Genomic DNA, 23855 nt, shown 5'->3' on the forward strand with positions numbered 1-23855 from the left:
ACCATGACCGAGCCGCTTCTGAAGATCGAGGCTTTGAACGTCTCCTTCACCACCTATGGCCGCACGCGACAAGTGCTGCGAGACATTGCCTTCACTGTCGCAGCGGGCGAGCGCGTCGCGCTGATTGGCGAGACGGGGTCGGGCAAGTCCGTGACGGCAAAGGCAATCATCGGCACCTTGCCAAAGAATGCCGCCATCAACTCCGGCGTTATTTCCGTCGCAGGACGTGACGTTCTGAAAATGCAGCGAAGGGAACGCGAGGCGCTGAAAGGCACGGCCTTTTCCCTGATCATGCAGGACCCGCTCTCGTCCTTCAACCCGGTCTTCAAGATCGGCACGCATCTCGATGATGTCATGCGTTTTGCCGACAAGCGTGATGGCATTCGCTCGTCGAAGGCCGAGCGGCGGACGCGAATTGCCGCGGTCTTGCGGAGGGTGCAGCTTGCTGACGCTGAGAGAGTGATGAACGCCTATCCGTCCGAGCTTTCGGGCGGCATGCGTCAGCGCGTTCTGATCGGGCTTGCGCTGTTGCACCAGCCGAAGCTTCTGATCGCCGATGAGCCGGGCACTGCGCTCGACGTGACGATCCAGGATGAGATCCTGAACCTGATCAACCAGCTGGTGATCGAGGAGAACATGGCTCTTCTGATGATCACCCACAATCTCGGTGTCGTGCGCAAGGTGGCGGACCGAGTGGTGGTCATGCATCACGGCGATATCGTCGAGGCGGGGCCTTGCCGCGAGATACTCACTGCCCCGCATCAACCCTACACGAAGGCGCTCCTCGACGCCGTGCCGCCGCTTTACGGCAAGCGCGTGACCGATCTGCCGCAGAGCAATGGCGCGCCTATCGTCAGGGTCGAAGGGCTGAACAAGATCTATGGCCGGAAGCCCGGCTTCCATGCCGTTCGCGACGTTAACCTGACGTTGCGTCAGGGCGAAATCTTCGGGCTGGCCGGCGAGTCCGGCTCAGGCAAGACCTCGGTTGCACGCATCATCATGGACCTGTCTCGCCCGACATCGGGCAGCGTTGCCATCGATGCGCCGGCACCAGGGCGCGGCAGGCGGTTGACGCAGATCGTCTACCAGAACCCCGGCACGTCGCTCAACCCCAAGCGCAATGTGCAGCAAACGCTCGCGCTGCCTTTGAAATCCATCGGCATGGATGGACCAGCCCGCGAAGCACGGATGAAGCAACTGATGGATCTCGTGCGGCTGCCGCAATCCTATCTGGCAAAGTATCCGCATGAGCTTTCGGGCGGCCAGAAGCAGCGCGTGGCGATTGCCCGCGCGCTTGCCGCCGAGCCGAAGATTCTGATCCTCGACGAGCCGACGGCGGCGCTCGATGTGTCGGTGCAGAAAACCGTAATCGAGTTGTTGTTGCAGCTGCGCGAGGAACTGGGTCTGACCTATCTGATGATCTCGCACGACCTTTCGCTGATGCGCAATTTCTGCTCGCGCATCGCCATCATGCTGCGAGGCGAGATCGTCGAGGAGGGAGCGACGCCCCAGGTCTTCGCCGCCCCCGATCACCCATACACGCGCGCGCTGATCGCGGCGATCCCGGTCGTTACCGACGAGGAGGAACGCCTGAAGCCCATCGTGACCGAGGAGGAGCGCATGCGCTTCCTCGTCAAAACCACAGACTGATCGAAGAGGAGCCTAACGTGTATCGCGTTGGAATTGACGTCGGCGGCACCAATACGGATGCCGTCGTCCTGGAGGGAAAGACCGTTCTTGCTGGGGTCAAGGCCTCGACGACCGAAGATGTGACTTCGGGCGTGATCGAGGCGCTGGAGAAGGTTGTCGATGCCTCGGGCATCGATCGGGGCCGTATCGCCGCCGTCATGATCGGCACGACGCATTTCACCAATGCGGTCATCGAGCGCCGCCATATGGATGAGGTCGCAGCCATCCGCCTGAGCCTGCCGTCGGGCGCCGGCCTGCCGCCGATGGTCGATTGGCCCGACGATCTGCGCGAGATCGTCGGCAATCACGGTTATCAGGTCAAGGGCGGCTACGAATTCGACGGACGCGAGCTTTCGCCGCTCGATGAAGATGCCATCGTGCGTATTGCCGGCGAAATTCGTACGAAGGGCCTGAAGGCTGCCGCCGTGACCTGCGTCTTCAGCGGTATCAACGATGCGATGGAAGTGCGGGCCAAGGAAATCCTGCAGCAGCATTGCCCCGGCCTGCCAGTGGTGATGTCGAAGGATATCGGCCGTCACGGCCTGCTGGCGCGGGAAAGTGCGGCGATCATGAATGCGAGCCTGCTGTCGCTGGCGGATCGCACCGTTGCAGCCTTCGGCAAGGCGCTTGCGGCGGCTGGTATCCCATGCCCGTTCTACATCACCCAGAACGACGGCACGCTGATGGCCGCCGATGTCGTGCGTGCCTTTCCGGTGCTGACCTTTGCCTCCGGCCCTACCAATTCCATGCGCGGCGCCGCGTTTCTGACCGGGCTTAAGGACGCCGTCGTCGTCGACGTTGGCGGTACGACTTCGGATGTCGGCTCTTTATCGCACGGCTTTCCACGCCAGGCTTCCACGACCGTCGACATCGGCGGGGTTCGCACGAATTTCCGCATGCCCGATGTTTTTTCGATCGGCCTCGGCGGCGGTTCGCTCGTCATCAGGGGTGAAGGGGGCATTACAATCGGACCGAAGTCGGTCGGCTATCGCGTACGCAAGGAGGCGCTCTGCTTTGGTGGATCGACCCTGACCGCCACTGACATCGCTGTTGCCGCCGGCAAGGCCGAAGTCGGTGATCGAGCACTGGTCGCCAATCTCGACAAGAGTCTGGTCGACGCGGCCGTGGCAAAGATCAACGCCATGCTGGAAGCTTGCGTCGAGCGCAGTCGAATTTCCTCGACGCCGGTACCGGTCATCGCTGTTGGCGGCGGTTCGATCCTCATGCCCGACCGTATCGGTGATCTCGAAGTGATCATGCCTGAGAATTTCGCCGTGGCAAATGCTGTCGGCGCCGCCATCGCCCAGATCAGCGGTGAAACGGATCGCGTCTTCTCGCTCGTCAATGGCCGCACGCGCGAGAGCGCGCTTGCGGAAGCCGAAGCGGAGGCGCGCGAAAAGGCGATCGCGGCGGGCGCTCTTGCGGAAACCCTGGAAGTTATCGAGCGCGAGGATACGCCTCTTGCCTATCTGCCAGGCAATGCCACGCGCATCCACGTCAAAGTCGTCGGTGAAATGGGAGGCCATCATGCCTGAGACGCGCAAGCAGAAATATGATGACGCCGCTCTGCGCCGGCTGACGCCGGAGGATCTCGATGCGCTGGAAATCGGGACGGGCATTCTCGGCACCGGCGGTGGCGGCAACCCCTACCAGGGCAAGCTCCTCGTTCTCGAAGCCATGAAGGCCGGTTATGAGATGAAGGTTCTCGCGACCGACGCCATAGAGCCGGATGCACTTTGCATGTCGATCGGTGGCATCGGTGCGCCTGTCGTCGGCGTCGAGCGCATCCGCGAGGGGCGTGAGGGATTGCGTTGCCTGCGCGCCATGGAAGAGCTGATCCGCACGCCGATCGATGCGATCGTCTGCGAAGAGATCGGCGGCGCGAATTCGATGAACCCGCTCGTCACAGCGGCTCTCGGTGGCCTGCCGATCCTCGATTGCGACGGCATGGGCCGTGCCTTCCCCGAAATGCAGATGACGACCTTTTCGATCTATGGCCACAGCTCGACGCCTTCGGTCATGTGCGACCTGCATGGCAATGCCGTGATCTTCAGCCATGCCGTGTCGGAAGTCTGGCACGAGCGGATGGCGCGCGCCTGCGTCGTGGCGCAGGGTGGCGGTGCCATGCTGGCGACAGCGCCGATGCAGGCGCATTACGTCCATCAGTATGGCATTCCAAAGAGCTTCACCAAGGCGATCGCGCTCGGCGAAGCGGTGATCCGCGCCCGCAAGGCACAGGAGGACCCGATTGCCGCCGTCTGCGCGCTGGAAGGCGGGCGGCGGGTGTTCAACGGCAAGATCACCGATCTGAAGCGCCATCTGCGTGGTGGTTTCGTTGTCGGCGACATGGAGCTCGCCGGCTTTGACGATTGCAACGGCCAGACGGCGAACGTGGCGATCCAGAACGAGTTCCTGGTTTTCCGCCGCGATGGCGCGATCGAGGTCTGCGTGCCGGATCTGATCGTGCTGCTCGATGTCGATACCGGCTATCCGATCACAACCGAAATGCTGCGCTACGGCCAGCGCGTCGCCGTCGTCGCCATTCCCTGCCACGAGCTGTTGCGCAGCGCGCGTGCGCTCGATGTCGTCGGCCCGGCTGCCTTCGGCTATCCGGACATCACCTATTCGCCGTTGCCGGCTCCGGGCCGGAAGGCAGCCTAACCATAAGCGGGGCAGTTCCCGCATCAAAGAGGAGAACTAGAATGAAGATGGGTTCCAGAAATCGGCGTCTTTCGGCGCTTCTGCTCGCGAGCGTCATGGCGTCGCCGCTGACTTCGGTTGCTGCGTCGGCGGCCGACAAGGTGTCGATTGCCGTCAACACGATGCAGATTTTCAGCTCGCTCGATCCGGCCAAGGTCACAGACTACACGGGCTATATGGCGATCGTGAACATGTATGACGCGCTGACGACCGTCAGCCCTTCGGGCGAGATCGTGCCCCATCTGGCAAAATCCTGGGATATCTCCCAGGATGGGCTGGCCTACACGTTCCATCTTCGCGATGACGCCAAGTTCCAGGACGGCACGCCGGTCAAGGCATCCGACTTCGTCTGGTCGATCCGCCGCCTGATCGGCATCAACAAGGGCCCCTCGAACCTCATCGTCGGCCTCGTGCAGCCCGACAATGTCACCGCGCCCGATGACAAGACCGTCGTCGTCAAGCTCGATCGCCAGTTCTCGCCGTTCATGGCCGTGACGCCGCTGATGATGGCGCTGAACGAGAAGCTGATCGAAGCCAATTCCAAGCCGGACGACAAGTGGGGCGAAGCCTATGTGGGCGACCATTCTGCCGGCTCAGGTCCCTACAAGCTTGTCAGCTACAATCGCTCTGCCGATATGGTAATCGCGCGCAATCCCGATTACTTCCTGGGCTGGACCAAGGGAACGCCGATCGACGAAGTGCGGTTCGTCCAGACGAGCGACGACGCCACCGTGAAGGCGCTTGCCGAAAAGGGCGAGCTCGGTCTCTCCTCGCATGGTCTCGGTAACGACACCTATGAAACCATCGGCAAGATGCCGGGCTACAAGCTGCTCCAGTCGACGACGGCCGGCGGCTTCGTCATCAAGCTGAACAGCAAGGTCTATCCGACCGACGACGTGCATGTGCGCCGGGCAATCGCCTATGCCACCGACTACAAGACCATTCAGGAAGCGATCTATCCGGGCTTCGATATGACCGGCCCGCTCTCGACCGTGTTCAAGGATGCGCACAACGACGATATCCAGCCCGGCGTCTTCGATCTCGAAAAGGCGAAGGAGGAGCTCGCCAAATCGAAATATGCCGGTCAGAAGATCACGCTGGTCAACAGCTATGTCGCCTCGCTCGCTTTCGAATCCGAAGTGGCGCTGCTGATGCAGGCCAATCTCGAACAGATCGGCATCACGCTCGACATCAAGCCCGAGCCCTGGAACCGCATCGTCGAGCTCTCCTCCAAACCCGAGACCACACCGGCCTCGACACAAGTCAACATCTCGCCCAACTATCCGTCGCCGGATGCGATTTTCTATAACCAGTATCACTCCAAGGCTTCCGGCACGTGGATGTCGATGGAATGGCTGCAGAATCCCGAGGTCGATGCGCTGATCGACAAGGCGAGGTCGACCACCGACATCAAGGAGCAGAACGCGACCTACAAGGAGCTGCAGGTCAAGCTCGCCGACCTGCAACCCGACGTATGGGCGGTATCGCCAAACCGGCGCTATGCGGCAAACAAGTGCCTTCAGGGCTATGCGTTCATCCCGATGCAGAGCTGGGATCTGAACTTCTCGAACTTCCATTGGGACTGCAAGGCGAACTGACCTTCGCCTGCACATGACATAGACCCGGCCCCATACGGGGTCGGGGGAGCTATTGCCGAAGGTGAAACATGCTTCAGGAATTTTCCGAAGACAATATCGAGCCGCTCGCAACGGGAGCCTGGATTCTGGGAACCGGCGGCGGTGGCAATCCCTATATCTCGACCCTTAACCTTCGAAGACTCTATGCCGAGGGCCGTCGAGTGCAGGTGATGGATCCGATGGCGCTCGATGACGACGATATGGTCGCGGTCGTCTCGAAGATGGGCGCGCCGCTGGTCGGGCAGGAGCGTCTCAGCGATCCCGTGCATCTGGCGCGCGCCGTCGAGGTCATGGAGGATTATCTCGGCAAGCCCTTTCGCGCGATCATGAGCGTCGAGATCGGTGGTTCGAATGCGCTCTCCTCTTTTCTCGCCGCGGCGATGCTGGGCCGGCCGGTCGTCAATGCCGATGCGATGGGACGCGCCTATCCCGAGGCGCAGATGACCTCCTTCGCCATTGGCAATCTGCCGATGTATCCGCTTTCCCTCGTCGACGTACGCGAGAATGAGGTCATCGTCACGAAGGCCGCATCTTGGAAATGGATGGAGCGAATTTCGCGCAAGGTCTGCACGGAGGTTGGCTCGACTGCCGCCACCTGCAAGGCGCCGCGCACCGGTCACGAGGTGAAGGAATGGGGCATCCATTACACCATAACGAAGGCTACGGAACTTGGTCGCGCCGTCATCGAGGCGCGTGCCCGTCATGACGATCCGGTAAAGGCGGTTCTCGATCACGAGGGCGGCAAACAATTGTTTCGCGGCAAGGTGATCGATGTGGCGCGCGAAACCACCGGCGGCTTCCTTCGCGGGCGGTCCGTGATCGAAGGTATCGATGCCGACAAGGGTTCGCGGATGGAACTGGCCTTCCAGAATGAGTGGGCCGTCGCCTTCCGCGATGGCGAGCCGGTGGCGATGACGCCGGACCTCCTTTGCCTGCTCGATACGATTTCCGGTAGCGCCATCGGCACGGAATCCGTGCGTTACGGCCAGCGTGTAACCGTTATTGCGCTGCCCGCACCCGAACTCCTGACCTCGCCTGCGGGGATCGTTGCGGTCGGTCCTCGTGCCTTCGGTTACGACATTGATTTCAGATCGGTATTCGCATGAAACGCATCGGCATTGACGTTGGCGGCACCAATACGGATGCCGTTCTGATCGACGGTGAGACGATCATCGCTTCCATCAAGGTTTCCACGACACAGGACGTGATGTCGGGCGTGAAGGCGGCTCTCAGCCATGTGGCCGGCCATGCCGGCGCATCCGGCCGGCCGATCGACGCCGTGATGATCGGCACCACGCATTTTACCAACGCCGTTGTCGAACGGGCGCGACTGGAAAGGGTGGCTGCGATCCGCATTGCGCTGCCGACCGGTGCTTCTTTGCCGCCCATGTGCGACTGGCCTAGTGATTTGCACGCGGCGGTCGATCCGCTCATCTTCATGGTTCATGGCGGTCATGAATATGACGGCAGCCCGCTCGTGCCGATGATCCCCGACGAGATCCGCGAAGCCGCGATGCAGATCCGCGATGCCGGCATCACGTCGATCGCAATATCAGCGACCTTCTCGCCGCTGACCACCGAATGCGAGGTCAAGGCGGCTGAGATCGTCCGCTCGGTGATCCGGGATGCGAGAATCACGCTGTCACATACGCTTGGGCGGATCGGTCTGCTGGAGCGCGAGAACGTCGCACTTCTCAATGCGGCGCTGCAGTCGCTCGGCAGGACCACGGTACAGGCGTTCTCGGATGCGCTGCGCGAAGCAGGCGTGACCGCACCTTTCTACCTCACGCAGAACGACGGTACGGTGGCGCTGGCGGATGTCGCGGCCGCCAATCCGGTTCACAGCTTTGCCTCCGGTCCGACGAATTCGATGCGGGGTGCCGCCTTCCTGACCGGCTTGAGCGACGCCATGGTGGTCGATGTCGGCGGCACCACTTCGGATATCGGTTGCCTCGTCGGCGGTTTTCCGCGCGAGGCCAACAATATCGTCCACATCGGCGGCGTGCGCACCCTGTTCCGCATGCCCGACCTCCTGCCGATCGCCCTTGGCGGCGGAACGATCATCGATCCGGAAACCGGCAGGATCGGGCCGCGTTCGGTCGGCTACCGCATCCTGACGGAGGCGCGCGTCTTTGGCGGCAACACGCTGACGACTTCGGACGTCGCCGTCGCCGCCGGTCTGATCGAGATGGGAGACAGGGATCGCGTTCGCGATCTCGATCCGGCCTTCGTTAAGGCAAGCCTCGAACGAATCCACGATATGGTGACGGACAGCTTCGACCAGATGAAGACGTCGGCAGAGGACGTGCCCTTGATCGCCGTCGGCGGCGGCGCCTTCCTGATCCCGGAAAAGATCGCGGGAGCTTCCGAAGTTCTTCGCGTTGAAAATGCCGGCGTTGCCAATGCGCTCGGTGCGGCGATGGCGCAGGTGTCGGGTGAAGTCGACCAGGTGTTTTCGGGATTGAGCCGCGACGACGCCATCGCCAAGGCGGAAGTGGAGGCGCAGGATGCAGCCGTTGCTTCCGGTGCGAGCCGCGAAAGCGTGAAGACGCTCGAAGTCGAGGATATTCCGATCGCCTATCTTCCCGGCGGAGCGCGCCGCATAAGAGTAAGGGTCATCGGCGATATCGCCTTCAACTGAAATGGCGTTCCGATCAGGCTGATCGGGCGTTGGTGAGGAGAGCGGTGTTGGGCATAAAGGTTGCACCGGCGCCGGATCGGAGTGGAAAATGACGAAGATTGCGCTGGCAATTCACGGTGGCTGCGGTGTCATGCCCGAAGACAGCATGACGCCAGAGGAATGGGAGGGCGCGCGCCGCGACCTGGCTGCCGCTTTGCGTGCAGGCTATGCACGGTTGCAGGCCGGTGACAGCGCGGTCGATGCCGTCGAGGCAGCTGTCGTGATCATGGAGGACAGCCCGTATTTCAACGCCGGCCATGGCGCAGCGCTCAACGAAAACAGCGTGCACGAACTCGATGCCTCGATCATGGACGGGACGACGCTGGAGGCGGGCGCCATCAGCGCCTCTCGCGCGATCCGCAATCCGATCAAGGCTGCCCGCGCATTGATGGAGGATGGCCGTGCCGTCTATCTGACCGGTCCGGCTGCGGATCGCTTTGCCGAAGCCAAGGGGCTGCAGATCGAGCCGCAATCCTATTTTACCACACCGAAGCGAGTCGAGGCGCTGGAGGCGATGAAGCGCCATGCCGCTGCCGGCACCGAAGGAACCGAGAACGAAAAGCATGGCACGGTCGGGGCGGTGGCGCTCGATGCCGCCGGCCATCTTGCCGCCGCCACCTCGACGGGTGGCTACAACAACAAGCCTGACGGACGCGTCGGCGACAGCCCGGTCATCGGTGCGGGCACCTATGCACGCGATGGTATCTGCGCGGTGTCTGGAACGGGTAAGGGCGAGTTCTTCATCCGCTATGTCGTTGGACACGAGATTGCCTCCCGCATGGCCTATCTGAAGCAGAATATCGCGACCGCGACCGAGGGGTTGATCAATCACGATCTGGCGCCGCATCAGATCGGCGCCGGGCTGGTGGCTATAGATGCTCAAGGTATTGCCGTTGCGCCTTACAATACGCCGGGAATGTTTCGTGGCTGGGTGACGCCGGAAGGCAAGGGTTTCGTCGCGACGCATGAGCGGGTCTACGAAATCGAGCTTTGAGGACGCTGCGGCTTAGCACCGCGCTGTGGGTTCACGGCATTTATCGCTCGAGCACATAGCAGCATTGAACGATGGTTTCGCTGCGCGCCCGCGAGAAAAGCTCCCTGCTGCCCACTTGGCGGAAGCTCAGTTTGGTCAGCACCCGTCCAGAGGCCGGGTTGTCGGATGCGTGACCGGATTCGAGGCTGGAGAGGCCGACTTCGTGGAAGACGAAGCCGATCAGCGCCTGCGCCGCCTCGAAGGCATAGCCCTTTCCCCAGGCTTGCCTTTCCAGCCAATATCCAAGACTGCCCGTGCTGCCGACAATGCCATCGACATCGACGACACCGATCATTCTTTCGGCTTGTTCGATGGCGAAGCGATAGGCGGAGCCTTCGGCCCATTCGCGCCGATGGCTGGAAAACCAGTTCTCGACATCCTCCTGGTGAGGCGGATAGGTGGCGTTGCTCAGCATCCGCGTCACTGTCCAATCACTCTGAATTTCGAATGCGCGTTTTGCGTCGGCTGCTGACGTCGGGCGCAGGCGGAGACGCGCTGTTTCGATGGAGGAGCGATGGATCGATCTTGAGGTCATTATAGAGCGCCTGCGGATTGAAAATGCCGATAGAAGTGGTGAGGGAGTATATTCGACACCACTATCCTGGCGCGAGGCAGCAATGAAAAGCTAGTATCTCGCGATTTTATTTGCTGCCTATTTTTTAGCGTTAGACAATATATTGCCGCAATGGGCGCGCAAAAGCGCCGCCTCTTGCGGGCCTGGCCTGCAGGAATAGGGGACCGGCCGTGAGAGCGTTCCGTTTACGAGGGGCGAACCCCCTTTCGCGGTCCGGTCCTTCCCCGTCAATCCATGTCCTCATAGCCCTCGCTTTGGCGAGCAAATCCTGATGCTATGATGTCGCCTGCTCCCGCGCATGTCCAAGGAAGCCTGACGTCCGGTCGAGAACGGCCTCCATGGCGTGTCTGGCAGCGATACTGTCACCAGCGGCGATCGCCTCGGCGACTGCGGCATGGTTTTCAAGATTGGCCGCGAATGCCCCGACCGTATGTGGGAAAACAGCATCGAGAATGGATTCGATCGCCTGGCGCAGGCTTTGCAGCACCGGATTGTGCGTTGCCGCAAGGATCGACATGTGAAAGGCCTTGTCGGCGGCGACGGCTGCGGTGGGGTTCTTCTGGTCCCGCTCCATGCGGCGGTAGGTGTCGAGGATCGCCTGACGTTCCAGATCGGTTGCCCGCAATGCCGCCAGTGCGGCGGCTCCGGGCTCGATGATCTGGCGGGCTTCGGCAAAAGCCATGAGCTCATCGTGCGAGATCCGTCCGCGCGACAGCCACGCAATCAGTTCGCCATCGAGCCACTGCCATCGCTCTCGCGGCTCCACTCGCGTGCCCGTGCGTTGTCTGACGGTCACGAGACCCTTGGCCGACAATATCTTCGCCGCTTCGCGCACGACCGTGCGGCTGACGCCGAATTCCTGCTCCAATTCGCCTTCGGAGGGAAGATAGGCGCCGGGCAGTATCTGCCCGGATGCGATGCGGATGCCGAGAGCCTCCACGAGGGCAGTCGTCCTGTTCGGCTTTGTCTTCGTCATTCGTCGATCCTTCACCTCCATCGCCAACGAGACCAATCAGAATGCGGTGACAAAAGCAAATAGCTTCTTGCCCAACAAACATCATATGTTAAAGGTATGATGTTTGTTGGGCGCCAATGAGCGCCGCGGAGGGGGAAATGAACTTCAAAACCAATAGGGAGGCGGTTCGCCGCATCAATCTGCGCATTTTGCCTTTCCTGATGCTGCTCTACCTGGTCGCCTATATCGACCGGTCCAACATCTCGGTCGCCGCGCTCGGAATGAATGAGGAACTAGGCCTGACGAGCCAGATGTACGGGCTGGCGGCCGGCATCTTCTTCGCGACCTATATCGTCTTCGAAATACCGAGCAATATGCTGCTGGCCCGGTTCGGCGCACGCCGCTGGATCGCCCGCATCATGATCAGCTGGGGCGTCATTGCTGCCGGCATGGCGTTCATTTCCAGCGCCCATCAGCTCTATGGAATGCGCCTCCTTCTCGGCGCGGCTGAGGCGGGCTTCACGCCGGGCATCATCTTCTATCTCGCGAAATGGTATCCGTCGCGCGACAGGGCGAACGCCATGTCCTTCTTCTATATCGGCGCAGCGCTTGCATCGGTCATCGGCTTGCCGCTTTCCGGCCTGCTGCTCAATGCGCACGGCATTCTCGGCCTATCGGGATGGCGCTGGGTGTTTCTGATCGAAGGCATACCCGCCATCGTCTTGGGCTTCGTCGTGTTGAAGTTTCTGCCCGATCGCCCGCGAGACGCGGCCTGGCTCACTACCAAGCAGCAGGACGGCCTCGAGCGAACCGTCGCCGCTGAGGAGGAGAGGGCGCCTGTCTCGCATCATGCATCCTGGAGTGCCGCCTTTTCCAACACTCGCGTCTGGATGCTTGCCATCTTTTGGCTGCTTCAGGCCTTCGGGACGATCGGCATCACGCTTTTCATGCCGCTGATCGTCAAGAACCTGTCCGGCGGCGGCAATCTGGCGGTAAGTCTGCTTTCGGCGGTGCCGTTTCTGGCTGCCTGTATCTTCATGTTCTTCAATGGCAGGCATTCCGATCGAACCGGCGAGCGCGCGTTTCATCTCGGGCTTCCGCTCACCCTGGCCGGTGTCTGTCTTCTCGGTGCGACCCATGCCGGCGATCCACACCTGGCCTACATACTGCTCGTCCTTTCGGTGGCACTCAACTGGGCGGTTATTCCGATCTTCTGGGCTGTCACCACCGAGTTCGTCTCGGGAATTGCGGCAGCCGTATCGATCGCGCTCATCAATGCGCTGGCGAATGTCGCAGGCCTTGCCCTGCCGCCGGCGATCGGCTGGATCAAGGATTCGACCGGAAGCTATGATGTGGCGCTGACGCTGGTGGCTGCCGCGTTGATCGTGGGTGGCCTCCTCGGCATCGTAATCGTCCGCAAAGGCGTGCCGGCCCTTCGGCTTTCTAAACAATAAGGCGAAACGCGATGGCATTCGAACCTGAGAAACTGCACGGTATCCATGCGATCCTCTACGCACTCTTCGATAAGGAGGAAAAGCTCGACAGGTCGGCGATGAAGCGGCAGACCGAGATTTGCGTGGCGGCAGGCGTGCATGGGCTTGCAGCGCTCGGCCTTGCTACCGAGGTCTCCAAATTGACGGCCGCCGAGCGCCGGACCGTGATGGGATGGCTTGCCGAGGACAATGCCGGCCGTCTGCCGCTCGCCTTCACCATCTTCGGCACTTCGGTTGCCGAGCAGGTCGAGCAGGTGCGGCAGGCCGAAGCCGTTGGCGCTGACTGGGTGATCCTCCAGCCGCCACCGGTCGGCACTTTCGGCGCAGGCGAATATATTGGTTTCTTCGGCCGTGTCGCGGATGCGACGAACCTGCCGGTGGCGATTCAGAATGCTCCTGCCTTTCTCCGCCGCGGCCTGACGGGACCGGATCTCGCGGCATTGCGCGCTGCCCATCCCAATGTAAGGGTGTTGAAGGCGGAGGGCTCGGCCATCGAGGTCGAGGCGTTGATGGAGGCGATCGGCGAGGGCGTGCCCGTTTTCAACGGTCGAGGTGGGCTGGAATTGCTTGACGGGCTGCGGGCAGGCTGCGCCGGCTATATTCTCGCTCCCGATCTCATCGACTATGCGGTCGACGCATACACCGCCTTTCGCGACGGGAATGAGGTCCATGCCGAGGAAATCTATCGTGCCATGCTCCCATCCGCCGTTGCCGTCATGCAGGGGATCGAGCATCTGATGTGCTACGGCAAGCGGCTGTTTGCTGCGCGGGCGGGGCTTACGGTTCACGATCGCGCGCCTGCCATGCGTCCGACACCGTTCGGCGAGGAGCTCGTCGCCTTGCATGCGAAGAGGCTCGGATCTTTCTGAAGCCGATCTGCTCCTAATTTCCGGATTGCGGCAATTTCAGCTTCTGGACCTCCAGCGCCTCGCGCAGGAGGTTCTTCATCTGCTCGGCAGCACCCGGACCATCGGCGCCAGCAATGGCTTCATAGACGTTCTGGTGACGGCGTATCCAGCGTTCGTCTTCCTTTGCAGTCCGTTGCAGTCCCGCCTTGAACACATGTTTCAGCCCCACGGAGATCAGCGACCCCAATGCCAGATAGAAGGCATTGCCGGTCGCTGCCAAAATGGCGGTGTGAAATGCGAGATCGTGCTCGATCTTTTCGTCCGCGGTCGAGGCGAGGGTCATACCGAGCAGGGCATGTTTCATTTTCTGCAGCATCTGCGGCGTCGCGCGGGTGGCGGCAAGCTCCGCTGCGGCCGGCTCGAAGGATTGCCTGAGTTCATAGAGGTCGATACGCGCCCGCTCGCTGCCATTTTCCGCGCCGAGCCTCCATGCGAGGACCTGCGGATCAAGCAGAAGCCATTCCGAGTGATCGGTCACTCTGGTGCCGCTTCTCGGGCGGCTTTCGAGAAGGCCCTTGGCCGACAGGATCTTGATGGCTTCCCGGATGACGGTACGCGACGTCCCGAAATGGTCGCAGAGCTCCTGCTCCGTTCCCACAGAAGCTCCCGCCGCAAGCGCCCCGCCGACGATCCGCTCGCCTAGCGCCTGCACGATCGCGTCGTGGTATCTCTTGTTGGTGCCGAGGCTCGCATCATCGGCGTCCGAAGTCATTCCGGCCATCTGCCTTTCCCAAAAATCGAGACATGTCTAGCGTCTTCAGCCGGTGGTCACAAGCGCTGCCGCGCTTGACCGTCATTGCCTATTTGTATAACAAAAAAATGATTTATAATACAAAAGAGGCAATCATGACCAAGGATTCAAAGCGGCGGTCACAGGCGTGGTTCGGCGGAGTGGACAAGGATGGCTTCATCCATCGCTCGTGGATGAAGAATGGTGGCCTGCCCGATGATGTGTTCGACGGCCGCCCCGTCATCGGCATCTGCAATACGTTTTCGGAATTTACGCCGTGCAACGCGCATTTCCGCGAACTGGTCACGCATATAAAGGCCGGTGTCCTGGAGGCCGGCGGATTGCCGCTTGAATTTCCGGTCTTCTCCTGCGGCGAGTCCAATTTGCGGCCGACTGCGATGCTCTTCAGGAACCTTGCTTCCATGGATGTCGAAGAGGCAATCCGCGGCAATCCCATGGACGGCGTCATCCTGATGGCCGGCTGTGACAAGACCACGCCATCGCTGCTGATGGGCGCGGCAAGCTGCGATCTGCCGACGATCGTCATTTCAGGCGGGCCGATGTTGAATGGTAATTTTCGCGGCAAGCCGATCGGCTCCGGCACGGATGTCTGGAAATTTTCCGAGGAGGTGAGGGCAGGCACCATGAGCCGGCAGGAGTTCATGGATGCGGAAAGTGCCATGTCACGCTCGCCCGGCCACTGCATGACAATGGGAACGGCCTCGACCATGGCGTCGATGGTCGAAGCCCTCGGCGTCGCCCTGCCGACCAATGCGGCATGGCCCGCCGTCGATGCCCGGCGTGCGCGGCTTGCCCGGATGACCGGGCGCCGTGCCGTCGCGATGGTCAAGGAAGATATGCGGCTTTCGAAGGTTCTCACGAGGCAGGCCTTCGAAAACGCCATCAAGATCAATGGCGCGATCGGCGGATCGACCAATGCCGTCGTTCATCTGCTCGCCATCGCCGGGCGTATCGGTGTCGACCTGTCGCTGGAGGATTGGGACAGGCTCGGGCGTGACGTGCCGACGATCGCCGACCTCATGCCGTCGGGAAAATACCTCATGGAGGATTTCTGTTATGCCGGCGGTATTCCGGCAGTGATGAAGGAAATTTCCGACCTCCTCCATCTCGACGCACTCACCGTATCGGGAGGGAGTGTCGGAGATAATATTGCCGATGTTGTCAACCACAATCCGGACGTCATCCGCAGCCGGTCAAATCCGCTCGTCGACAGTGGGGGAATTGCGGTCCTCAAGGGCAATCTTGCGCCTGATGGAGCGGTGCTCAAACCATCGGCCGCATCGCCGCATCTAATGCGTCATCGCGGCCGCGCCGTCGTCTTCGAGACTATCGAGGATTTCCATGCCAGGATCGACGATCCGAACCTCGATGTCGATGAGACTTCCGTTCTCGTTCTGAAGGGGGCCGGCCCACGCGGCTATCCCGGCATGGCCGAGGTCGGCAACATGGCTTTGCCAAGCAAGCTGCTGGAAAAGGGCGTACGCGACATGGTGCGCGTTTCCGATGGCCGCATGAGCGGCACGGCCTACGGAACCGTGGTGCTGCATGTATCGCCGGAAGCCGCCGCCGGCGGTCCGCTGGCACTCGTCGAGCACGGGGATTTCATCGCACTCGACGTCGAGGCCCGCACATTGGTTCTCGACGTTCCGGACGATGAGCTTGAGCGGCGGCGAGCGGCCTGGAAGGAACCGGTGCCGGAAATGACCTCAGGATACCAAGGCCTTTACGTTCGAACGGTCATGCAGGCCAATACCGGCGCCGACCTCGATTTCCTGGTCGGCGGACGCGGCGCCAAGGTTCCGCGCGAGAGCCACTAATTCATTATATTCAGAGCGAATATGCCTACATGCTGGAGGCATCGCTATTCTTCATCGGTGACTTCATTTCGAGGTGGGTGCAATCTTCTGCCGACTAGGTTTGGTGCGAATAAACAGGTCGCGCATATCCAGGCATTTGTGCGTCGATCTCCCGATGCTCTTGTATCCCTCGAAACAGGGCGGCGAGTTGGTCCAATTGTGACGCACGCTTGGTTACATAGATTTGATGATATAATCTATAATTTTAATAGATAAACAAATCGGGCAACGATGTTTCAATCATCGACCGCACAATGAAAGATCGTGCCGTGCGAAGCGCACCATCGATCATGCATGCTCTGCCTGCGAAGCGCTGAGCGGAGTTTGCGGAGTGGTCGGCAAGATCGGCGATCCTGACGACCGTCCCCGGGCAGCCTTCAGAACATTGTTTGGAGGCATATGCATGAACGATATCATTGTCCGGTCGTCATTGCTGGACCCGGCGGCGGAACCGCTGATCGATGGCCTTGCCAGCGAGTATGATGGCAGATACGGCGCCGCAAGCCGTCCTGGCGGCGCGCGCGCGGAAATCATGCGCTATCCGAGTGCCCTGTTCGCGCCGCCGCTTGGCGATTTTCTCCTGCTGCAGCGCGACGGTCAGACCATTGCCGGCGGTGCCTTCATGAGCCACGACGACGAAACCGCTGAGTTCAAGCGGATATGGGCGCATCCGGATCTCCGGCGTCAGGGACTGGCGCGCCGCATCATGATCGCGCTCGAGGAGAGTGCCGGGCAACTCGGCTATAACAGGGCCTACCTTAGCACCGGCTTTCGCCAACCGGAGGCCGTGGCCTTCTATCTGTCGCTCGGCTATCGCCCCCTTTTCGACCCGACCGTCGACCCGAGCCTCTATCGCTCCCTGCCTTTCGAAAAGCATATCGGCAAAAAGGCGGGGCTACCCGGTCAGACGCCGATCTATCCGCCTGCCGCCTCCTTTGAGGAGGCTACGGCGCGCGTGACTGCGCTGAAGGCCGGGCAGGAGCAGCTGATCATCGCCCGCCTGGCGGCTCACGAAACCTCTGCTGCGTGACGGGCATGGTGGCTCCGATGGCTATCGGCAGATCCCGGCAAGAAATCGGATCTGCCTTCGAGCTTCACAATATCGCGAAACAGGACTTCACATGACGCATCCAAATGGTCTCAGGGTCGGCATCGGATTAGATGTTGCTGCGCAATCCCGCAATCCGCGCGACGCTCAGAAAAAATTCTGGCGGGCGCTTGTTGCGCGTTTCGACACGGTGGTCGATTTTGTGACGCTGGAAGATGGTTTTGCCCGTCCTGACGGCGATGGGCTGGATGCCGTGCTGCTTGCAAACTGGCTTGCGGCGAGCAGCGGCAATATCGGAATCATCCCCGGCGCGGCAGTCAATTTCCTCGAGCCGTTTCATCTTTCGACCGCCGTCGCCACGCTGGATTTCGTCAGCGAGGGCAGGGCGGGTTTCCTGGCTCAGCATTATGATGGATCGAGAGCCGTTCATGCCCGGCAAGCCATTGGTGCCCTCAATGGCTTTCCTGCAGCGGAAAGCGCCGCCTTGCGTCAGGACGTGCTTGATGTCGTCGATGTCGTGCGGGGGTTGTGGGACAGCTGGGAAGATGGAGCGGTCATTCGAGATAAGGAAAGCCAGCGCTTCCTGGATGGCTCGAAGCTGCATTACATCAATTTCAAGGGCAGTGGCTTTCAGGTTCTCGGCCCTTCCATCACGCCGCGCCCGCCACAGGGCCAGCCGGTTGTCGCGGCAGCGTATCGTCATGGTGAGGACTCATCAGTAGCCTCGGCCGCCGATATCGTCTTCCTTCATCCGGATCGCCTGGACATCGCCGATGTCATCAGGACTATCGGTACTGCGGACAAGAACAGGGTGCGGGCGTTCGTTGCCGACGTCATAATCGATACCGCGCCGAAATCGGTTGACGATTATGTGGCGCAGATTGGCGAGCTCGCCAGGTCGGGTATCGCCGGCATTCGCCTCGCTCTCAGCGATCCCGCGGCGCAGGCGGCATATGTGATCGACGAGCTTATTCCGGCGCTGAGGGCCCGGTCGTCTGTTGGCCCGGTCGCTACGGGGCCGCTGAGAGGTCGATTTGGCCTGCCGGCAGCCGGCAATCGCTACGCCGATGCAGCGTGAATTTCCAGGGAGAGCCTCATGAGGAAGAAGCAGGTCATTCTTGGAGCCCAATTTCCGGGTGTCAATAATTTCACGGTCTGGAGCGATCCGGCTGCAGGAAGTCAGATCGAGTTTTCATCCTTTCGCCATTTTGCCGAAACGGTGGAGCGAGGAAAATTCGACTTCATATTTCTGGCGGAAGGCTTGCGCATTCGTGAGCAGAAGGGGCGTTTTCACGAGCTGGATGTTGCCGGCCGGCCGAACACGCTTGCCATTCTGACGGCACTTGCCGCGATTACCGAACATGTCGGCCTGATCGGCACACTGACGACCACCTTTAACGAGCCGTATGTATTGGCCCGGCAATTGGCGACGCTGGATATCCTGTCTGCCGGACGTGCCGGCTGGAATGTCGTCACTTCGCCCGACGCCTTTACCGGCGCGAATTTTCGCCGTGCTGACCATCTTCCCCATGAGCAGCGTTACGAGCGCGCCCGCGCGTTCATCGAAGCCGCACAAAGCATATGGCGCAGCGGCGAGTTTTCGATCCGGTCCAAATATTTCGAGATTGCCGGACGGTCCGCGCTTGAGCGGTCGCCACAGGGCGCCCCTGTCATAGCCCAGGCCGGAGATTCCGACGAGGGAAGGGAATTTGCGGCTCGCCACGCCGACTTGATCTACTCTCGCCATGGCTCGCTTGAAGCGGGACAGGTCTTCTATGCAGACGTGAAGAAGCGCTTAGCGAGATATGATCGCAGCCCTGACGCTTTGAAAATCCTGCCTGGCGCCAATTTCGTCATAGGTGACACACAGGAAGATGCCAGCGAGAAGCAGAAAGCGATACGTCTGCAACAAGTCAGTCCAAAGAGCGCGATCGTGTTTCTAGAGCAGGTTTGGAACAGGGATCTTTCGAGCTATGATCCAGATGGACCGCTACCGGATATCGAACCGGATGTTTCCGGAGAGAGCCTGGTTCAAGGCCGCGCCAGCAATCAGGATATCAAACGGCGACTGGAGACGGCGCGGTCGTGGCGCGAGATTGCCGAGCGGGATCGCCTCAGCATCCGCGAACTTGCCATTCGCGTTACCGCTCGAAAGCAGTTCGTCGGAACGCCGGAAAGCATCGCCGACGAGATCAATCGCTATGTGCAGGCTGACGCTGCGGACGGTTTCGTCTTCGCGCCGCACCTCACTCCAGGCGGCTTCGACGAATTCGTCGAAAAGGTCGTGCCGGTCTTGCAGGAGCGAGGCGTCTATCGCAGGGAATATGCCGCTGCAACCCTGCGCTCCAATCTGGGTCTGCCGGATCCGAAGGAAGAAAGCCCGCCGCTGCGGCATCTTTCCCATACGGCATGATGGAGGTTATTGGTCGGATATATCAAGATTAACTCATGATGGCTGAGGGGCATGGCATGATGCCGATCGTATGCACAGGTCATTCGGCCTCCCCCGTCCACTAGAAGCTCGGCGGCGTGCATGCGCTGATGACTTCGCAGGGATATGGCCCGACACAGCGGAAGCGATGCGGGCGGCGACTTTCGAAGTAGTAGGCATCGCCCGGGCCGAGAATGCGGCGTTCGTCATCCACTGTCACCTCCAGGCGGCCGGTAAGCACGATGCCGCCTTCCTCTCCCTCATGCACCAGTGGCACCTTGCCGGTGTCGGCGCCCGGTTGATAGCACTCCTTCAAAATCTGAAGGCTGCGGCCGAAGAGGTTTTCGCCGATCTGCCGATAGGAAATCGGGCCTTTGCCGATTTCGACCAACTCCTCGGCCGCATAGAAAGCCTTTTTCGGTGCTTCCGGTTCGAAGGCGAAGAATTCAGCAAGGCCGATCGGGATGCCGTCGAGGATGCGTTTCAGCGCACCGACCGATGGATTGGCCGAATTGGATTCGATCAGCGAGATCGTCGAATTCGTAACGCCCGCGCGCTTGGCGAGTTCGCGTTGAGAAAGATTGTGCGCCAGGCGCAGATGACGTAGGCGATTGCCGATATCGACGGACATGACGGTCTCAGGTTTCAGATGTTCGAAATATGGAAAATATCTCATGCGGTATAAGCAAAATCAATGAGTTAAATTCAGCAAGAAAAGGTCTTGTTCGGAACAGGAAAATCGCTGATGTCAGGGATAACGCAATGGAGGCGACCATGGACAAGATCACGCATTCCAACACCCCTGTTCTCGATAATTTCTGGATGCCGTTCACGGCAAACCGGCAGTTCAAGGCGGCTCCGCGCCTGCTCGCAGCCGCCGACGGCATGTATTACACCGATGTCGACGGCAAGAAGGTGCTCGATGGGACGGCAGGCCTCTGGTGCGTAAATGCCGGCCATGGCCGTAAGAAGATCGCGCAAGCGGTGGAACGTCAGTTGGCAACGATGGATTTTGCTCCGACCTTCCAGATGGGCCATCCCATTGCCTTCGACTTTGCTGCAAAGCTGGCCGCGCATGCACCTGGTGGGCCTGAGGCCGGGCTCGACCGCGTGTTCTTCACAGGCTCCGGCTCCGAGTCGGTCGATACTGCGCTGAAGATCGCCATCGCTTATCAGCGCGCCATTGGCCAGGGCACGCGTACCCGCATCATCGGCCGGGAAAAGGGCTATCACGGCGTCGGCTTCGGTGGAATTTCCGTCGGCGGCCTCGTTAATAATCGCCGCGTCTTCCCGCAGATCCCTGCCGATCACATGCGTCACACTCTCGATATCGAGCGCAATGCCTTCAGCAAGGGTCCGCCGGCCCATGGCATCGAGCTTGCGGAAGACCTCGAGCGGCTGGTCGCGTTGCACGGGGCTGAAACGATCGCCGCCGTCATTGTCGAGCCGATGTCCGGTTCTGCCGGCGTCGTTCTGCCGCCGAAGGGCTATCTGGAGCGGCTGCGCGCCATCGCCGACAAATATGGCATCCTGCTGATTTTCGATGAAGTGATCACCGGCTTCGGCCGCTTGGGCACCCCGTTTGCAACCGAATATTTCGGCGTTGTTCCCGATCTTGTCACGACGGCAAAAGGCATCACCAACGGCACGATACCGATGGGCGCCGTCTTTGCCAGCCGCAAGATCTATGATGGCCTGATGAGCGGTCCGGAAAACCAGATCGAGCTCTTCCACGGCTATACCTATTCCGGCCATCCCGTCGCCTGCGCCGCCGGTCTTGCGACCATGGAAATCTACGAGGAGGAAGGCCTGCTGACGCGTGCGGCCGAACTGGCCGAGGACTGGCAGAATGCTCTGCATTCGTTGAAGGGCCTGCCGCATGTGGTCGATATCCGCAATCTCGGTCTCGTCGGCGCCGTAGAACTCGCGCCGCGTGATGGCGCGCCGGGCACGCGCGCCTATGATGTCTTCGTCGATTGCTTCCAGAAGGGCCTGTTGATCCGCGTAACCGGCGATATTATCGCTCTTTCTCCGCCGCTCATCATCGAGCGCGCAGAGATCGAAACGATCGTCTCCATGCTTGGCGATGCGTTGAAGCGGGCGGTCTGATAATTTCTGGACCTGACCGGCGCGGACAGCGTCGGTCGGGCTCGATAAGGATCGCTCTGCACATGCAGCCAAGGTTGGCTTCGAACTATCGATCTTTCCAGGAGCGATCGTCTGGGCGATATGATCGCCGAAGTCGTCGGCATCCATGAAGTGGATAGTGCGATCGATGCAGTCGGCTTCGAGACGCGTGGTCATTCAGCAGCGAGCAGCCGGTGATCGTGCTCAATCAAATGATGGAGACGACACGAGCCGCCGGTTCGATCTGTATTCCCCGACTGTATGTAACGGAAGATCCCGGTGCCGTAGACAGTGCCGCGAAACAGGGCAGCCTGTCTCTACGCTTCGGTCTCGGCAGGGCAAAGGCACAATCCTTCCATACGGGACAGACGCCGGCGTTGAAATACAATCGCCAGCTCAAGCAGGCGATCCTGCAGGAGAGGCTGCCGATTGCAGATATTGCCAACTCCGGGATCATTTCGCTCGAAGATGCTGAACAGGGACATGAGAGTTTCGATCAAGGTGTTGCAACGAAGCTTGTGCTGAATCCGTATGGCGAGCTGGCGAAGGCGCGTCGTAGAGAGGAAGAACTCACAGGATCATGGAGTGATCCCGAGGTGAATACAGACCAAGGGCGGAGGTTGCTATCTCCACCCTCGGTCTCGTAGAGGTGAATGCATAAGAGTTTGCCGGACAACAAAGTGACGGGAAGAGCCAGAGACGGCATCAACTACCCATCGACACGCCCGCAGGTTTGTGCGCCGCCATAGAGCATTTCCAAGCAAGTATGCGCCGCAGCACGCCTTGCCGAAGTTTTCCGATCATGTCCGGAAATTGCCAATCGGGTCGAAAAATTGGCGAAAATTGAGCGTCTTTGCTCTCCAAAGGCGGCTGCAAAGCCCGATTATCGGCAATAATGACGTATTATGTTGCCATTATACATCTATCCTTTACATATATGCGGGCATCCATGCGGAGGAGCTTCGTCATCGCTTCCTAAGCAACGGCGGCTTGACAAAGAACGCTAACCTGAAGAGATCGGATCAATGGCAAACTTTCTTGAGAAATGGACTTCAAAAAAGGCTGATAAGCCGAAGGCTGGCGCACGCAATGTTGTCGATACATTTCGTGCTCGAGTAGCGGAACAGAAGGCATATCTGGAGGAGTACGAGCGAGACGCGGCAGGCTTCAAGAAGTGGCGTTCCACTTGGTTTCAGCGTGTTCCCGGTGGCTTTGGTGTGACGGTCGGTCGTGACTCCGTCAATGCCGGTCGTGGATTGAGCTACGTCGTTGTCGACACGGTCAAGGACGTGGCTGAGTTTCTCGATGATCTGGCCTTTCATGCCGAGAATGATGTCGGCTTCCAGCAGGCTCTCGAGCAGAACCGCCAACGTCGCGTCGCACTCCTGAACGCGGCAAAGACTGGAGGCAAGGCAACCGCTTCGAAGACGAAGGCGAAGGCTGCCAAGCCCGCGGCAGCGGTAAAGTCGGCCGCCGCCAAGCCTGCTGCTACCAAGGCAGCACCAAAAGCTTCGGCACCCAAAGCTACCCGGACAAAGGCTGCTTCCGTTGCTGCTCCCGCACCGGCTGCTGCAGAGGCAGCAAAGCCGAAGCGCACGCGCAAGACGAAGGCCGCAGGCGCAGCAGAATAAGACTAAGAAGCCCGCTTCGCGCGGGCTTTTCTTTGCTTGAGACATGCTTATGTCATCGAAGATGTGTAGCTGCGCCATCGAACAAGCATCATGGCGCATGTATCCTCGACATTGCCGGCGCCAGGAATTGAACTGAACCGGAAGATGGATACGAGCCCAATAAGGTGACCATGCGGCTACTGGTGCTGACATATTGGTTGGAGCTCCCACTGCATCGGATCAAACCTGCAGATAGTTGATTGATGCAGCCGGCAGACCACGCGGCAATCGTTGTAGTGAGTGCTTCGTGGCAGCGGTATGAGACTGCCACAGGCAAACGTGCTGAGCGAGACTTCTCCTTGA

Annotated in this window: 19 protein-coding genes and 1 pseudogene; 16 read left to right on the forward strand and 4 right to left on the reverse strand. The window is 60.3% G+C overall.

The genetic code is table 11. The features are described from left to right. Nucleotides 1-3 precede the first annotated feature (3 nt). The 7 genes from PH558_RS23175 (at nucleotide 4) to PH558_RS23205 (ending at nucleotide 9700) form a co-directional block, all read left to right on the forward strand. On the forward strand, nucleotides 4-1650 hold the full coding sequence (locus PH558_RS23175) for an ATP-binding cassette domain-containing protein (protein ID WP_113407182.1): 1647 nt from the start codon (nucleotides 4-6) through the stop codon (nucleotides 1648-1650). Between the two features lie 17 nt (nucleotides 1651-1667). Then, nucleotides 1668-3224, forward strand: a complete 1557-nt coding sequence (locus tag PH558_RS23180; protein ID WP_113407181.1) for a hydantoinase/oxoprolinase N-terminal domain-containing protein — start codon at nucleotides 1668-1670, stop codon at nucleotides 3222-3224. After that, nucleotides 3217-4350, forward strand: coding sequence for an S-methyl thiohydantoin desulfurase family protein (locus tag PH558_RS23185; protein ID WP_285206767.1), 1134 nt, complete (start codon nucleotides 3217-3219; stop codon nucleotides 4348-4350). The genes PH558_RS23180 and PH558_RS23185 overlap by 8 nt, the downstream gene beginning before the upstream one ends. Nucleotides 4351-4391: 41 nt before the next feature. Further along, nucleotides 4392-5987 carry an ABC transporter substrate-binding protein gene (locus tag PH558_RS23190; protein ID WP_285206768.1) on the forward strand — a complete coding sequence of 532 codons (1596 nt, stop codon included), beginning with the start codon at nucleotides 4392-4394 and terminating at the stop codon, nucleotides 5985-5987. Between the two features lie 68 nt (nucleotides 5988-6055). Next, the gene (locus PH558_RS23195) at nucleotides 6056-7132 is read left to right on the forward strand and encodes an S-methyl thiohydantoin desulfurase family protein (protein WP_285206770.1); all 1077 of its coding nucleotides are present in this window, start codon (nucleotides 6056-6058) and stop codon (nucleotides 7130-7132) included. Continuing rightward, on the forward strand, nucleotides 7129-8667 hold the full coding sequence (locus PH558_RS23200) for a hydantoinase/oxoprolinase family protein (protein ID WP_285206771.1): 1539 nt from the start codon (nucleotides 7129-7131) through the stop codon (nucleotides 8665-8667). The genes PH558_RS23195 and PH558_RS23200 overlap by 4 nt, the downstream gene beginning before the upstream one ends. A gap of 88 nt (nucleotides 8668-8755) precedes the next feature. Beyond that, nucleotides 8756-9700 (forward strand): isoaspartyl peptidase/L-asparaginase family protein, encoded by a 945-nt coding sequence (locus PH558_RS23205; RefSeq protein ID WP_095437377.1) that lies wholly within the window; start codon nucleotides 8756-8758, stop codon nucleotides 9698-9700. A gap of 40 nt (nucleotides 9701-9740) precedes the next feature. Here the strand turns inward: PH558_RS23205 and PH558_RS23210 are convergent, their stop codons facing one another. Beyond that, nucleotides 9741-10274 (reverse strand): GNAT family N-acetyltransferase, encoded by a 534-nt coding sequence (locus PH558_RS23210; protein ID WP_285206775.1) that lies wholly within the window; start codon nucleotides 10272-10274, stop codon nucleotides 9741-9743. 313 nt (nucleotides 10275-10587) lie between these two features. Further along, nucleotides 10588-11289, reverse strand: coding sequence for a FadR/GntR family transcriptional regulator (locus PH558_RS23215; RefSeq protein ID WP_095437379.1), 702 nt, complete (start codon nucleotides 11287-11289; stop codon nucleotides 10588-10590). Between the two features lie 137 nt (nucleotides 11290-11426). Here PH558_RS23215 and PH558_RS23220 point away from each other — a divergent pair, with 137 nt between their 5' ends. Together PH558_RS23220 and PH558_RS23225 are read left to right on the forward strand one after the other, a co-directional pair. Continuing rightward, entirely contained in the window at nucleotides 11427-12722 is a 1296-nt protein-coding gene (locus tag PH558_RS23220) for an MFS transporter (protein ID WP_285206779.1), read from the forward strand. Nucleotides 12723-12733: 11 nt separating this feature from the next. Continuing rightward, nucleotides 12734-13630, forward strand: coding sequence for a dihydrodipicolinate synthase family protein (locus tag PH558_RS23225; RefSeq protein WP_285206780.1), 897 nt, complete (start codon nucleotides 12734-12736; stop codon nucleotides 13628-13630). Nucleotides 13631-13643: 13 nt separating this feature from the next. On the opposite strand, the gene PH558_RS23230 is transcribed toward PH558_RS23225, so the two are convergent. After that, nucleotides 13644-14390, reverse strand: a complete 747-nt coding sequence (locus PH558_RS23230) for a FadR/GntR family transcriptional regulator (RefSeq protein WP_285206781.1) — start codon at nucleotides 14388-14390, stop codon at nucleotides 13644-13646. Between the two features lie 125 nt (nucleotides 14391-14515). Between PH558_RS23230 and PH558_RS23235 the strand changes: the two genes are divergently transcribed. The 4 genes from PH558_RS23235 to PH558_RS23250 all read left to right on the forward strand — a co-directional run bounded on the left by PH558_RS23235 (nucleotide 14516) and on the right by PH558_RS23250 (nucleotide 19737). Continuing rightward, the gene (locus PH558_RS23235) at nucleotides 14516-16237 is read left to right on the forward strand and encodes an IlvD/Edd family dehydratase (protein ID WP_285206782.1); all 1722 of its coding nucleotides are present in this window, start codon (nucleotides 14516-14518) and stop codon (nucleotides 16235-16237) included. 442 nt (nucleotides 16238-16679) lie between these two features. Beyond that, nucleotides 16680-17306: a GNAT family N-acetyltransferase gene (locus PH558_RS23240; protein WP_285206783.1), complete on the forward strand. Its 627-nt coding sequence runs from the start codon at nucleotides 16680-16682 to the stop codon at nucleotides 17304-17306. A gap of 91 nt (nucleotides 17307-17397) precedes the next feature. Further along, nucleotides 17398-18402 carry an LLM class flavin-dependent oxidoreductase gene (locus PH558_RS23245; RefSeq protein ID WP_285206785.1) on the forward strand — a complete coding sequence of 335 codons (1005 nt, stop codon included), beginning with the start codon at nucleotides 17398-17400 and terminating at the stop codon, nucleotides 18400-18402. A gap of 18 nt (nucleotides 18403-18420) precedes the next feature. After that, complete coding sequence (locus PH558_RS23250) at nucleotides 18421-19737, forward strand: LLM class flavin-dependent oxidoreductase (RefSeq protein ID WP_285206787.1); 1317 nt, start codon at nucleotides 18421-18423, stop codon at nucleotides 19735-19737. 100 nt (nucleotides 19738-19837) lie between these two features. On the opposite strand, the gene PH558_RS23255 is transcribed toward PH558_RS23250, so the two are convergent. Then, the gene (locus PH558_RS23255) at nucleotides 19838-20386 is read right to left on the reverse strand and encodes a cupin domain-containing protein (protein ID WP_075853051.1); all 549 of its coding nucleotides are present in this window, start codon (nucleotides 20384-20386) and stop codon (nucleotides 19838-19840) included. Between the two features lie 143 nt (nucleotides 20387-20529). On the opposite strand from PH558_RS23255, the gene aptA reads away from it, so the two are divergent. The 3 genes and pseudogenes from aptA (at nucleotide 20530) to PH558_RS23270 (ending at nucleotide 23513) form a co-directional block, all read left to right on the forward strand. After that, entirely contained in the window at nucleotides 20530-21864 is a 1335-nt protein-coding gene (gene aptA / locus PH558_RS23260) for an omega-aminotransferase AptA (RefSeq protein ID WP_095437700.1), read from the forward strand. A 43-nt stretch (nucleotides 21865-21907) separates the two neighbouring features. Further along, nucleotides 21908-22433: pseudogene (locus tag PH558_RS23265) on the forward strand (MDR/zinc-dependent alcohol dehydrogenase-like family protein); the annotation flags it as partial. A 474-nt stretch (nucleotides 22434-22907) separates the two neighbouring features. Next, complete coding sequence (locus tag PH558_RS23270; protein WP_285206789.1) at nucleotides 22908-23513, forward strand: hypothetical protein; 606 nt, start codon at nucleotides 22908-22910, stop codon at nucleotides 23511-23513. The last annotated feature ends 342 nt before the right edge of the window (nucleotides 23514-23855 follow it).

Source organism: Rhizobium pantanalense (genome assembly GCF_030182525.1).
Classification (GTDB): Bacteria; Pseudomonadota; Alphaproteobacteria; order Rhizobiales; family Rhizobiaceae; genus Rhizobium.

Coding starts and splice junctions, on each gene's coding strand:
- PH558_RS23250 (WP_285206787.1), top strand. CDS start 18,421: ATGAGGAAGAAGCAGGTCATTCTTGGAGCCCAATTTCCGGGTGTCAAT.
- PH558_RS23230 (WP_285206781.1), bottom strand. CDS start 14,390: ATGGCCGGAATGACTTCGGACGCCGATGATGCGAGCCTCGGCACCAAC.
- PH558_RS23255 (WP_075853051.1), bottom strand. CDS start 20,386: ATGTCCGTCGATATCGGCAATCGCCTACGTCATCTGCGCCTGGCGCAC.
- PH558_RS23185 (WP_285206767.1), top strand. CDS start 3,217: ATGCCTGAGACGCGCAAGCAGAAATATGATGACGCCGCTCTGCGCCGG.
- PH558_RS23195 (WP_285206770.1), top strand. CDS start 6,056: ATGCTTCAGGAATTTTCCGAAGACAATATCGAGCCGCTCGCAACGGGA.
- PH558_RS23235 (WP_285206782.1), top strand. CDS start 14,516: ATGACCAAGGATTCAAAGCGGCGGTCACAGGCGTGGTTCGGCGGAGTG.
- PH558_RS23190 (WP_285206768.1), top strand. CDS start 4,392: ATGAAGATGGGTTCCAGAAATCGGCGTCTTTCGGCGCTTCTGCTCGCG.
- PH558_RS23200 (WP_285206771.1), top strand. CDS start 7,129: ATGAAACGCATCGGCATTGACGTTGGCGGCACCAATACGGATGCCGTT.
- PH558_RS23220 (WP_285206779.1), top strand. CDS start 11,427: ATGAACTTCAAAACCAATAGGGAGGCGGTTCGCCGCATCAATCTGCGC.
- PH558_RS23270 (WP_285206789.1), top strand. CDS start 22,908: ATGGCAAACTTTCTTGAGAAATGGACTTCAAAAAAGGCTGATAAGCCG.
- PH558_RS23210 (WP_285206775.1), bottom strand. CDS start 10,274: ATGACCTCAAGATCGATCCATCGCTCCTCCATCGAAACAGCGCGTCTC.
- PH558_RS23240 (WP_285206783.1), top strand. CDS start 16,680: ATGAACGATATCATTGTCCGGTCGTCATTGCTGGACCCGGCGGCGGAA.
- PH558_RS23225 (WP_285206780.1), top strand. CDS start 12,734: ATGGCATTCGAACCTGAGAAACTGCACGGTATCCATGCGATCCTCTAC.
- PH558_RS23175 (WP_113407182.1), top strand. CDS start 4: ATGACCGAGCCGCTTCTGAAGATCGAGGCTTTGAACGTCTCCTTCACC.
- PH558_RS23215 (WP_095437379.1), bottom strand. CDS start 11,289: ATGACGAAGACAAAGCCGAACAGGACGACTGCCCTCGTGGAGGCTCTC.
- PH558_RS23205 (WP_095437377.1), top strand. CDS start 8,756: ATGACGAAGATTGCGCTGGCAATTCACGGTGGCTGCGGTGTCATGCCC.
- aptA (WP_095437700.1), top strand. CDS start 20,530: ATGGACAAGATCACGCATTCCAACACCCCTGTTCTCGATAATTTCTGG.
- PH558_RS23245 (WP_285206785.1), top strand. CDS start 17,398: ATGACGCATCCAAATGGTCTCAGGGTCGGCATCGGATTAGATGTTGCT.